This is a genomic window from Synechococcus sp. PCC 6312 (assembly GCF_000316685.1).
Classification (GTDB): Bacteria; Cyanobacteriota; Cyanobacteriia; order Thermosynechococcales; family Thermosynechococcaceae; genus Pseudocalidococcus.
In genome coordinates, this window is record NC_019680.1 from 1,295,634 (window position 1) to 1,307,807 (window position 12,174).

The window sequence follows — 12,174 nt, forward strand, 5'->3', positions numbered from 1 at the left end:
TCGGGTGATCACTGAGTTATTCTGCCCTGAAAACTCTAGCCTTAGGTCAATCACATCCCACCTGAGAAGTTTATCTGGGACTATAGGCGTTCTGTGCTAGTCGCCATGAGACAATACACATAGTGTGAGGCTTAGGGTTTATCAAGAGTTAATTTTCATCAAGGTTATTGTTATGCCATATACAGTTGATTCAGCCCGAGGCATTTTTTCAAAAACACTTGCTGCTGATATTGTGCCAGCTACGATTGCTCGGTTTAATCAGCTCAGCATCGAAGATCAACTAGCGTGGATTTGGTTTGCCTATCTGGAAATGGGTAAAACAGTCACCATTGCTGCTCCAGGGGCTGCCAGAATGCAATTTGCCGAGCCGATCTTGGCCCAAATCCGGCAAATGTCTTTTCAGGAACAAACCCAGGTGATGTTTGATTTAGCAAACCATGCAGACACTCCCATCTGCCGCACCTATGCCACTTGGTCGGTCAATATCAAGCTAGGCTTCTGGTTCCAACTCGGTCAATGGATGGAGCAAGGAATTGTCGCCCCGATTCCGGCTGGGTATCAACTGTCTGCCAATGCCGCCGCCGTGTTGCAAACCCTCAGGGAAGCCGATTCTGGGCAGCAGATTACGATTTTGCGCAACTCCGTGGTTGATATGGGTTTTGACATCAATAAACTTGGAACCTATACCCGGGTTGCTGAGCCACTTGAAGCCCCCAAAGATCTATCCCAGCGCAGCCAAGTCAAAATTGAGGGGGTGAATAATCCTGTCGTTTTAGCTTACATGAACAACCTCAATGCCAATGACTTTGATGCTTTAATTGACCTGTTTGCTGAAGGCAGTGCTCTGCAACCCCCCTTCCAACGGCCGATTGTGGGGAAAGATGCCATTCTCCGGTTCTTTAAGGAAGACTGCCAAAATCTAGTCTTACTCCCAGAACGTGGTGTTTCCGAGCCAGCGGATGAAGGCTATACCCAGATCAAAATCACAGGTAAAGTACAAACTCCCTGGTTTGGGGCTGGAGTTGGGATGAATATTGCCTGGCGATTTCTACTGACTCCCGATAATAAAATCTTCTTTGTGGCGATTGATCTCCTGGCCTCACCCAAAGAGCTATTAAACCTGTCCCGTTAGGCCAATCTTCTCGGAAGACCCACAATTGACAGGAACACAATCAGCCTAGATAAGTTTTGGGTGAAAACCTATCTGAAGTCATCTATGTAAGGGAATTGACCTGATCAATTGTGGTCAGTCCAGAGAGGGCGCTCCGAATGAAGAGCGTCTTTTTTTACATCATTTTGCTGCTTTGACCAGTGAGAATTAAGGCTGACTATATCTCGAATATATTAAGCAGTGCCGAGCAGGACAAAAACAAGACCATATGCAAGAAAATTTAGGTGGGTTATTTGTCGCAATTGGCCTGATTGGTCTTTGGTTCACTAGCTTCGGCTTAACCCTAATGATGCCCCTTGATCAGGTCTCACCGATTTGGATTGGTGCGGCTGTTTGGGGGCGGACATTCTTGCATACAGGCCTATTTATTACAGCCCATGATGCAATTCACGCTAGTTCTTTCCCCCAACAGCATCAGTGGCTTAAGGTCTGGATTGGGCGCATTGCGGTTGGTTTATATGCCTTTTTGCCCTATGACCAATGTTGTGGTAATCACTGGCAACATCATGCTGCTCCAGGCCAGGTTGGAGACCCAGATTTTCACAATGGGGTTGATGTTCATGTGGTGCAGTGGTACCGAAAATTTATTGGCGAATACCTATCCGGTAGGCAACTGCTGATTTTCGGGGGGCTGAGTCTTGGGATTGGCTTAATATTACATTTCTGGTTTCAGGTGGCCTGGCTAAACCTGGTAGTGTTTTGGGGTTTACCCCTGATTCTTAGTTCATGGCAGTTATTTTACTTTGGGACTTATCTCCCCCATCGCCAGAGTCCCCTGCCCAGGCCAGCAACCAATAATCTTGCTATCTTCCCTGCCAGGCCAGTTAATAAGTTCCAGCAAACCTCCTGGCTAATTTACTCTTTTCTTTCCTGCTATCACTTTGGCACCTTTCATCCGCAACACCACCAGGCTCCCCATATCCCTTGGTATCGTCTACCCTTAGTCCGTACTGAGCCAGAAAGAGTTGCCAGGACGACAAACACCGTTAACCAGTAAAAGGCTCCTCGACACAGCCGCTCTCAACCTTAAACGTAGTTAGAATTCTCGCTACCTATGGGAGCAACTGACATTCTTATCCTGGCTCATAACGGTTCTGGCCTTAATGTTGATGAGATGCGCTCTATGAACACCATAGAATTATGAGACAAAACTTATTATAATTTAACAACTCAGGCTATCTGACTGAATATAAAACAATTTATGGACGATAAAATTAATGCTTCAAATAAAAGATACTGGTTGGTCCGAGAAGGAGAAAGCAGTTGCCCAAGCCAGCCTCAAGTTAGCCCGTGAGCGAGAAATTGCATCCCTCATGTTGGAGGTTTCTCACCAGGCCAATGGCGTGACCACCCTAGACGATCTCTGGAAGCTCCATGACTTTTTAAGTGCGAGACGCTATGACATCGAAGGGAAATATGAGGATGAATACTCTGTTCTCATCTTTGTCCTGGCTCGCCTAGTGAAGGAGGGGTGGCTGCTGGTTGAGGAACTCAAGGGGTTAGAGGAGGATAAATTAACCAAAGTTACGGTTCTTGCCCGGATGTGACCCTAAATCCAGCCCAGACTGTTCTTGGCCAATAGACGTTTAATTGAATCTTACCCCCGGCTCTGATCCTGGCTAGATACAGTAACGGTGTTTAGCTGGTCTCTTGGCCAATGTCTCGATTATGGGTAGGGCATAACACAGATTTCTTTGAGAGCCATAGAACTCTATCAGCATTACTGATGGGGCAAAATCTTGATTTATTCCCTTCTTTAGAGGGCTGGCTCTTAAGGGGCAATCCTACCACCCCGGTTGTGATCACAATGGCGAGTATTTTCAAGGTATCCGCAATGGGTCTTCAGTCTTTCAGTCTATGCAAATCCACCGATGCCCTTGAATTAAATGCGATAGAGTAAGAACTATTGTCCTGTTTTCGGTCGCATCCTCGGTATGGCGTTTTCCTCCATTGCTGTGCGTGAATTGCCCCTATTTCCCCTGCCGGAAGTTGTCCTATTTCCCGGCCGCCCCCTACCACTCCACATTTTTGAGTTTCGCTACCGAATTATGATGAACACTATTCTTGAGGAGGATCGCCGCTTTGGGGTTTTAATGTGGGATCAACAATCCGGTCGCCCGGCCAGTGTGGGTTGCTGTGCTGAGGTTCTCCGTTATGAGCGATTACCCGATGATCGAATGGTGATTGAATGTCTCGGACAGCAACGGTTTCGAGTTTTAGATTATGTCCGGGAAAAGCCCTATCGGGTTGGCCTGGTGGAGTGGATTGAAGATGAGCCGGTTGTGGATGATTTAGCTCCCCTGGGCCTGGAGGTGCGGCAGTTACTAGAGGATGTGGTGCGTTTATCTTCCAAACTAACCGAGCAGAGTATTCAACTCCCCCCAGACCTACCCCAACTCCCGCGGGAACTATCCTTCTGGATTGCCAGTAATTTTCATGGCGTGGCTGGAGAGCAACAAAAACTCTTAGAAATGCAAGTCACTGCTGAACGATTACAGCGAGAAGCAGAGATTTTGACCACAACCCGGAATCATTTGGCGGCCCGCACAGTTCTCAAAGATACCTTTAATGCCTAAAGACTTTATTTAGCATCTATTTTGGCAGACCCCATTTAGGGGCGGTGGATGAATTTAGTTCTTGACTCAAAGCACATTGCTAAACATTGGGCAAATACACCTCAAATGCTTCGGAAAACTCGGCAATATGGTAATGCTCACATTTTTTCAGTTGAGAGACAATAGAGTTATGTGAATCCGGAGATTATGGCATGGAGGCAATTTACTGAAGAAGTTGGTGGCTTTCAACGGTACGGGTTATGGTTTGAAGAGGTCATTGGTTAAAGCGTTGATGTAAGTGGGCAGCGATTAATATTTTATTATGTGAAAATGAAATTTAAGGAAGGTCGGTATCCTGTTATCCCCAGATTCCGTCCGTCCGAGTGGTTGGCAAATGGTTGAGTTTTGGGCTGACCCTACGGCTAGAGATGTGCCCTATGGTATTAGTTCTTGATAAGTTAAGGCAGTATAAACTTTATAACCCTAGTTAAGGCTACAAGCTCCTGCTGGCATGGCATGAATATCAGATGATCAGGCAATTTTGCGGGAAGATGCGTATGAGCCAGTGAGAACCTTAAAGGCAGATATGGCAGCAGCTAATACGGCACCTATAGAGGTTTGAATTATCCCTAAGATGGTTGTGAAACCCTGTATTGTAGAGTAATTTTTGCAGACTGCCCCTGTCCTCGTCCGAGGTATTGGGTCAGGAGGTGATGCTGAATGAGGGGTAAAGCTGACAAACTAACTTGGGAGGCAAAACGCAGCAAAATTACAGGCCAGTTTCAGGACTGGGAATGCCTTTTATGGGGATTGGATGCGGTAGAGATACAGGTAATGGAGGTGCAAGTTGACGAGGAGCATTGTCGGTCAAACCAATACGCCCTTAACTCCCGATGGCAGAATTCGGATTCCTCGCCGCGGTGCACCCTCTCCCTTGGCAGATCCCTATCATCTGTTACTGTCTATTTCCTGGCCGATCTTTTTTGTTTTTGCCGTCAGTTTGTTTTTTCTGGTCAATTGTCTGTTTGCTGAACTGTATCTTTTGGGGGGAAATTGTATTAGCAACTCCCGGCCGGGACACTTTGGCGATGCCTTTTTCTTTAGTGTGCAAACGATTGGTACTGTTGGCTATGGGGTTATGGCTCCAGTCACCGACTATGCCCATATTGTGGTTTCGGTGGAGGTATTAACGGGATTATTAGGGTTTGCCGTCATGACAGGCCTGGTTTTTTCCCGCTTTGCTCGGCCCACTGCTCGGGTACTTTTTAGTCAAGCCGCTTTGATTGCAAATCACAATGGTGTGCCAACTTTAATGTTTCGGATGGCCAATCAACGGGGGAGTCATATCCTCGAGGCCCAAATAAAATTAGTTGCTCTTCTGAATGAAGTCACCCAAGAAGGAGAAAGTCTGCGCCGCTTTTATAATTTGCCCCTGATTCGCCATCAATCGCCAGTTTTTGGTCTCACTTGGTTGGCTCTTCACCCGATTACTGCTGATAGCCCCATCGCTGCCATTAGCCCGGAATGGATGGAAAAATATAGCCTATCTTTGCTAGTGACCTTAACGGGTGTTGATGAAACCCTGGTCAATAATATTCATGCTCGCCACGCCTACTTACCAGAACGGATTCTCTGGGGACAACGTTTTGAAGATGTTTTAGTCCGCAATCGCCAAGGGCAGTTGTACTTGGACTTACGCCGCTTCCACCAAACTCGCCCGGATTTAAGCAGTCCTCCATTGGTCTGATGCGATCCGGTCAACAACTATGGGAGGATAATCCAGGAATGACTGGGAGAATCCCCAGGCCCGCCCCCTAATCTGTGTGATAGAACTGCCGTGTATTGTCTGATTGCCCCTGCCAAAATTAATCTGTTTTTGCAAATTGTGGGTTCCTATCTCCCAGACCCCCGCTATCATGAACTCGTCATGGTGATGCAGGCTGTAACCTTGGCGGATGGCATTAACCTCACCCCCCTGTCTCAAGAAGTGATTGTTCTCACCTGCGATCATCCCCAAGTCCCGACTAACTCGATGAATTTAGCCTACAAAGCTGCGGCCCTGATGCAATCCCAGTTTCCCGGCCACGGGGGGGTTGAGATTCATATTGATAAACGAATTCCGATTGGGGCTGGCCTGGCGGGGGGGTCAACGGATGCAGCGGCGGTTTTGGTAGGTCTGGATCTTCTGTGGGATTTAGGCTTAACCCAAGGTGAATTACAAGGCCTGGGTGGGCAGTTGGGGGCCGATGTCCCATTCTGTATTGGTGGAGGTACAGCCTTGGCCTTGGGTCGGGGGGATGATCTTACACCCTTGCCGGATTTAGACCATGTGGTGCTATTACTGGGCAAGTTCACCAACATCAGTGTTTCGACACCCTGGGCCTATCAAACCTATCGCCAGACCTATGGAGCTAGTTATGCCCAGACAGTAGCCCAGCAGGAACAAAAACGACAACAAGACGGCTCTCGGGAACTCCTCCAGGCCCTGAGTCAGAAAAACATTCCCACCTTGGCCCAGGCTCTCCATAACGATTTTGAAGCGATTGTTTTGCCTGAATATCCCTTAGTTGCCCAATTACGCCAGGCCTTTATTGACGCTGGGGCCATGGCCGCAATGATGTCCGGTTCGGGGCCGACCGTTTTTGCCATTGCCGAATCTCAAGTCCAAGCCGAAATGATCAAAACTCAGGTACAAGGGCAATTTGCGGATCAGGGCCTGGATATTTGGCTGGCTCAGACTTGTCCCCATGGGGTGCGGTTGGTCGCCCAGGCCTAAGTGAATCAGATTGCTAGCTGGCTTGAGTTTATGGTTTGGATGATGGCCCAAGGCTATCGGTTAAGTGCATAAGGGCAAGCTCTCGTAAGAGTGTTATTGGACAGGCCAAGCATTGCTTTTGTGATAGGGTCATTCCAGTTAATCGTGAGACAATGGAAATACAAGAGCGATACCTCAACTATTGTTGCTAGTCTTCTACTATCGTCATGAGCTACAGCCTGGATTTACGCCAAGGGGTATCTCCTATCTCCAACAGCCAGGTTACTCAAGCCGCAAAACTCTTCTTCAAGCCTTGGGGTTAGCCTACTGGAGGTGCAGCAAAGCTCGCCCAAGTCGGTCATGCAACTATCTATCGTTTGTCCCATTATTTATTGAAATGACTATGGTTATTGAGTTTGAGCAAAATAATAGTCCCGTGGTAGGCCGCTACGGCTAGATCATGGCCATTGGGATGAAATGCAACACTGCCCAAGCGTTCCAAGTTGGGATTGTAGCTGTCGAGTAAGGTGCCTTGAACGTCCCAAAGCCGTAAAACTCCGTCATCTGAAACAGTGGCAATTAAGTTATCGCGGCTAAAAGCAGCTCCAGTGACCCAGCCTTTCTCTAGGACTTTGAGTTTGAGAAGTTCTCTACCATCTAAGTTAAATACCCTGGCTGTGCCGTCAAATCCAGCCGTAACTAAGCGTTGACCATCCGCACTAAAGTTGACACTATTTAAGCGTCCCTGGCCAGTCTGAATGGTCTTGACAACCTCAGCCTTAGGATTGAGCAATGTAATGGTGCCAATGTCTTGAGTTACAGCAATTAAGTCACCATTGGGAGACAAATCCATATTGCGACTCACCCCAGGCCGGGTTAGGCTTGACCAAGCGGTTCCATCCATTGACCAAAATTTAATGCTGCCATCATCGGAACTGGAAACCACCCCTGGCCCCACAAATCGGACATCTGTGGCCCCGGAAGAATGGCCCCGGAGTTCTTTTAAGACCAGGCCTGACAAGCTCCAGATCCGCACCGTCCCGTCATAGCTGGCCGTCACAATTCGACTAGCATCGGAGTTAAATTGCCCATTAAACAGCATGGCTAGAGGCTGTCCAGGAAATTCCCGCACCAATGTGCCATCCCCAGTCCAAAGCTTGGCCAGGCCATCGGTAGCTGTAGAGAGTAAATAGCGGCCATCCCGACTGTAATGAATTTGAATAATGGCTTCTCCCGTCAGTTGATGGCCCTGAAACTGTTTTATGACTTCTAATTTGGCCTGGGTATTGCGCCGACTCAAAAACAGTGGGGTTGATGTTGCTGGAAATGGGGCCAAAACAGGCAAAACCCCCAGCATACCCAGGCCAAACCCAAACCCTAATGCGAATTTTGCTAATAACTTTTTATTCACGGTTTTATTCACAGGTAGTTTTGACCGCATCATTACAATTACAACGAGACATCCAAAATCCACACTTGCCCTTTATTACTGGTCACAGCTAAGTGCTTGCCATCGGAGGAGAAATTTAAGCTGGTTAATTTGTTGTTTTCTCCAAGGGGCAAACTTTGGATTAAACGACCATCTACAGTCCAAAGCCGTAAAATACCGTCATCACTAGCAGTGGCAACATGGAACCCTCGAAAATGGAAATCAGTGCCATTGACCCAACCCGAGTTGGCCGCCTTAAATTCCACCACAAAGGAACCATCTAAGCTCCAGAGTTTAGCTGAGCCATCTGTCCCGGATGTAATCACAAAGTTACCGTTTGGACTGAACCGGACATGATTCATCCGCCCCTGGCCAGTTTGCACCTCTCGTTGAATTTCGCCATTAGGGTTCAAGAAGTACAGCATTCCACTATCGGAGACACTGGCAATCAGTGGACGGGTGGGAGAATAGGCCAAATTGCGGGCTGTTCCCGGTTTAAGGATCCCCGCCAAGCGAGTACCCTTGGGGTTTGATATGAGGGTTTGCCCATCATCCGAAGCGGTGACAACAACCTTCCCATTTGGACTGAGGAGAGCATCGGCAGTCGCAGCCCGGTGAGGTTCAAATTTTTCCAGCACCTCTCCCTGTAGATTCCAGAGCCAAACTGTGCCATCATAGCCCGTTGTGAGAATGACCTTACCATCTGGAGAAAATCGAGCATTGAACATGGGGGGTTTTTGTCCCGACAACCTCACCAAGGCCTCGCCCTGTAAATTCCACACAGATGCAACCCCATCGGCGGAGGCGGTAACTAGGGTTTGTCCATCGGGACTGAAGTAAATGCGGTTTAAGCCTACGGAACTGCCCTGGAATTGGATTTTAACGGTTAAGGGACTTTGAGCAACCGCAATCTGCTGGGGCATGGGCGTGATCACCTTAGCTAATCCCGGCCCTGCGCTGCCAACTCTAGGCAATAATAATGAAAGAATCAAATAGTGTTGCAACTGCCGACTCCAAAATTGACACAATCAATAACAACGAATGCCAGATCAAACGTGTAGAGACAATATGATAATCCTAAGTTATTGTTAGCTTACCCCAGGCCTGAGTCCAAAGTTAGCCATCACAGGTTAAGAAGTGTGACTGAGTCTTGCTGGAGTTCAGATAATCTTCAATGATCAAAACATCTCGCTGGAGACTTTGAGAATCTTCCATGAATACCAGTAATGCCACAGATGCCACCACCAGGTTTTCTAATCGAGTTAGTTATTATGTCAAGTATCGTCCTTCTTATCCCGCAGAAATAGTTGAATTTTTGTCCCAACGGCTAAGCTTATCCCCCACCTCAGTTATTGCCGATATTGGTTCGGGAACAGGGATATTATCAGAGCTTTTTTTAAACAACGGCAATCAGGTTTATGGGGTCGAACCGAATCTAGAAATGCGCCAAGCGGCTGAGTTGTTATTAGAAAACCATCCAAATTTTATCAGTATCAATGGCTCTGCTGAAATCACAACCTTAGAGAATCATTCTGTTGACTTTATTGTCGCTGGCCAGGCTTTCCACTGGTTCGATGGGATTAAATCTCGGCAAGAATTTCAGCGCATCTTAAAACCAGGGGCCTGGGTCGTCTTGATTTGGAATGACCGGCAAACGGAATCGACTCCCTTTTTAAGAGCCTTTGAAGCTTTTCTGCAAGAATTTAGCACCGATTACCAGCAGATTAATCATAAAAACGTTGATGATCGGATACTGAGTCACTTTTATGGCAGCAGTCACTATCAACAGTACACCTTTCCCAATCAGCAAATTTTTGACTATGAGGGTTTGCTTGGCCGGGTTTTGTCATCGTCTTATATTCCAATGTCTGGCGATCTCAATTACGACTCAATGCTGGCAGCTTTGGAACAGTTATTTGCTCGGTATCAAGAACAGAATCAAGTGAGTTTTATTTACGACACGAGATTGTTTTATGGACAATTACGCTAAATTCTATTTGACAGGATGAAGTCAATCACGGTAGTCTCAAGCCTTGCATAGTCTGAGTTAGAGGAGTCAAAAAACGGGTGGCGAATATCTCTCGGCGTAAATTTCTGACCCTTGCCAGCGCCACCGCATTGACGGCCATGGGGGCATCGCGCCTACATGCAGGGGAATCTGGACAAACCCTAGAGCAAGCCTTGGATCAACGGTTACCCTTTCCAGGCCAGTATGGCAAAGACTATAACCAGGCCAAAATTAAAGCCTTTCATCTCCATAACCAATCCCTGACGAGTCCACTGCACCAATCCTTACTCGATCTATGGCAGGATGTATTTCAAAAAACTAACGGCGAGTTGCTAGTCACCCCACTGCACTATGATGCGTCATTGCCCGCCGGAGATCCCCAGGCCGTGCGCTTGGTCGCGGAGGGACGCTTTGAACTGGTGAGTGTGGCCGGCCCCATTATTGATAAGCTCTGTCCCCAGGCCATTAGTATCCAAAATTTTCCCTTTCTCTATCAGTCGGCTGAGGATGTCTATCAGATTATTAATCAGCCCCAATTCCCCCCGGCCTTGAATCAAGCAGTCGCTAACTATAACCTCACCTATCTCCGCTATGGCACCTTTGATAATGGGATGCGGGTGATTACTTCGATTGAGTCCAAGCCAATCCGAACCATTCAGGATTTAGTGGATTTGAAAATTCGGATTCCCCCCTCCAACGACATGAAAGCAACCATGGAAGCCTTGGGCGCAAAAACAGAGGCTTTTACGATGAATCAAGTCTATGGGGCGTTGGCCAAGCAATTAGTCCAGGCCCAGGAAAATCCCTATGCGGTGGCGATGAATTTTGAGTTATACAAAGTCACCAAATATTTGAATCTCACGAATCATGCCTGGTCGGGATACAATATCTTTTTTAATACTAAATTTTGGCGAAGTTTATCTCAATCCACTCGCGATATCGTTACTGAGTTGATGCCCATTTACCAGGCCAAAAACTTGCAAGCCCAAAGAGATTTCAATAAAAAAGTCTATCAGCAGTTAATCCAAGACAAGGGCATGATTGTAACTCAACCGGATATGTCCCAGGCCCCGCAAAAGTTAACCCACGTCTATCAGTCAATTTATGGACAACTCAATCCCCTCATCCAACCCTTAGTGAAAGATAAACTGTCGGCATTAACTGGCTTACGATTTTCCTAGGGTGATGTAACTCTATATTTTGCCTTTTTCGCTTGTTTATCTGCCGTGACTTTCCCCACCTTCCCCATGCACCAATTCCGATTTCAGCTTTTTTCTCAGGTTTCATTTGCGATTTTGCTCAGTTTGATCGGGTTGCTAGCTGGCTCTCCCTTGGCCTGGGCAGATCTGTCCCCCAGGGTAACTAAGGTATTGACCATTTCCAACTATGGTATGCCAGTCTCCTTCGATGAGCATCCCCAGGGCGGGCAATATGTGGTGGCGTTTCGGGATTGCGAATTAGTCTTTCTTGATGCAACGTTTAAGATTACCCAAGCGGTGGCAATTCCTAACTGTCGGAGTTTGTTTGGGGCAAAATATGGCTACTTCAACCAGCAACTGATGGTGGTTTCTCCAGTCTATGTGGGTGAAAGTGTGATCTATGATTTTTCCGCTATTCACCGGATCAAAACCCATAATGCCGCGGTTACAGGCTCGTTTTTAGTGAACAATGACCTGATCTCCACCTCTGATGATGGCTCCGTCACAATTACGGAAATTCTGAATCTGGCGGAACTAAAAACTGAGCAACAGGAACTCTACAAATCCATTGGTGTGGCCCGCAAAATTGCCATTTACCCCGATCTGGGAGGGCCGGTGTCGCGCCTGGCCATTAGCTATGACACGGGTGAGATTGTTGTTTTTCCAAATAAAGCTAATCTTCGCAGTCCGGCCCTGAAACCCCAAGTCTTTCGCCCGATTAAAAGTCGGATTAATACAATTCGCTTTACCCCCGATGGCCAGAGTTTAGTGGCTGGGTATTTTACGGGGGAATTACTGAAACTAGATTTGAGTACGGGGCAATCTCAGGTGTTGGGTCGCGCCGAGTTTTGGTTGAATACGATTGATATGACTCCTGAGGGGCTACTGGTGACGGGGAATAGTCAAGGCATTGTCAAACTATTTTCCATCCCCAATGAACAGGAAATTTTAGCTCAGCAGATTGGGCAAATTCCTATTGCCTCGGTGGAGTTTATTAATCCCAATACTGTGCTGGTGGTTGATGCTAAGGGCAATCTTTATCAACTGCAATTTTAGG

General features: G+C 47.3%; 11 protein-coding genes. 9 read left to right on the forward strand and 2 right to left on the reverse strand.

Features of this window, described 5'->3' with window-relative positions:
* The first annotated feature begins 172 nt into the window (after nucleotides 1-172).
* From SYN6312_RS06375 to ispE, 6 genes are all read left to right on the forward strand, one after another.
* Complete coding sequence (locus SYN6312_RS06375) at nucleotides 173-1,132, forward strand: orange carotenoid-binding protein (protein ID WP_015124041.1); 960 nt, start codon at nucleotides 173-175, stop codon at nucleotides 1,130-1,132.
* A gap of 247 nt (nucleotides 1,133-1,379) precedes the next feature.
* Nucleotides 1,380-2,168, forward strand: coding sequence for a fatty acid desaturase (locus tag SYN6312_RS06380; protein WP_015124042.1), 789 nt, complete (start codon nucleotides 1,380-1,382; stop codon nucleotides 2,166-2,168).
* Nucleotides 2,169-2,388: 220 nt separating this feature from the next.
* Nucleotides 2,389-2,718 carry a hypothetical protein gene (locus SYN6312_RS06385; RefSeq protein ID WP_015124043.1) on the forward strand — a complete coding sequence of 110 codons (330 nt, stop codon included), beginning with the start codon at nucleotides 2,389-2,391 and terminating at the stop codon, nucleotides 2,716-2,718.
* 387 nt (nucleotides 2,719-3,105) lie between these two features.
* Nucleotides 3,106-3,747, forward strand: coding sequence for an LON peptidase substrate-binding domain-containing protein (locus SYN6312_RS06390; protein WP_015124044.1), 642 nt, complete (start codon nucleotides 3,106-3,108; stop codon nucleotides 3,745-3,747).
* An 826-nt stretch (nucleotides 3,748-4,573) separates the two neighbouring features.
* Entirely contained in the window at nucleotides 4,574-5,473 is a 900-nt protein-coding gene (locus tag SYN6312_RS06395; RefSeq protein ID WP_015124045.1) for an ion channel, read from the forward strand.
* A 90-nt stretch (nucleotides 5,474-5,563) separates the two neighbouring features.
* Complete coding sequence (gene ispE / locus SYN6312_RS06400) at nucleotides 5,564-6,502, forward strand: 4-(cytidine 5'-diphospho)-2-C-methyl-D-erythritol kinase (protein WP_015124046.1); 939 nt, start codon at nucleotides 5,564-5,566, stop codon at nucleotides 6,500-6,502.
* Between the two features lie 364 nt (nucleotides 6,503-6,866).
* Here the strand turns inward: ispE and SYN6312_RS06405 are convergent, their stop codons facing one another.
* Together SYN6312_RS06405 and SYN6312_RS06410 are read right to left on the reverse strand one after the other, a co-directional pair.
* A complete protein-coding gene (locus SYN6312_RS06405) occupies nucleotides 6,867-7,925 on the reverse strand; it encodes a WD40 repeat domain-containing protein (protein WP_015124047.1) in 1,059 nt (352 codons plus the stop codon).
* A gap of 5 nt (nucleotides 7,926-7,930) precedes the next feature.
* Complete coding sequence (locus SYN6312_RS06410; protein ID WP_156804749.1) at nucleotides 7,931-8,833, reverse strand: WD40 repeat domain-containing protein; 903 nt, start codon at nucleotides 8,831-8,833, stop codon at nucleotides 7,931-7,933.
* A gap of 290 nt (nucleotides 8,834-9,123) precedes the next feature.
* On the opposite strand from SYN6312_RS06410, the gene SYN6312_RS06415 reads away from it, so the two are divergent.
* The 3 genes from SYN6312_RS06415 to SYN6312_RS06425 all read left to right on the forward strand — a co-directional run bounded on the left by SYN6312_RS06415 (nucleotide 9,124) and on the right by SYN6312_RS06425 (nucleotide 12,173).
* Complete coding sequence (locus SYN6312_RS06415) at nucleotides 9,124-9,900, forward strand: class I SAM-dependent methyltransferase (RefSeq protein ID WP_015124049.1); 777 nt, start codon at nucleotides 9,124-9,126, stop codon at nucleotides 9,898-9,900.
* A gap of 77 nt (nucleotides 9,901-9,977) precedes the next feature.
* Nucleotides 9,978-11,099, forward strand: coding sequence for a DctP family TRAP transporter solute-binding subunit (locus tag SYN6312_RS06420; protein ID WP_015124050.1), 1,122 nt, complete (start codon nucleotides 9,978-9,980; stop codon nucleotides 11,097-11,099).
* A gap of 45 nt (nucleotides 11,100-11,144) precedes the next feature.
* Entirely contained in the window at nucleotides 11,145-12,173 is a 1,029-nt protein-coding gene (locus tag SYN6312_RS06425) for a WD40 repeat domain-containing protein (RefSeq protein WP_156804750.1), read from the forward strand.
* Nucleotide 12,174 lies beyond the last annotated feature (1 nt).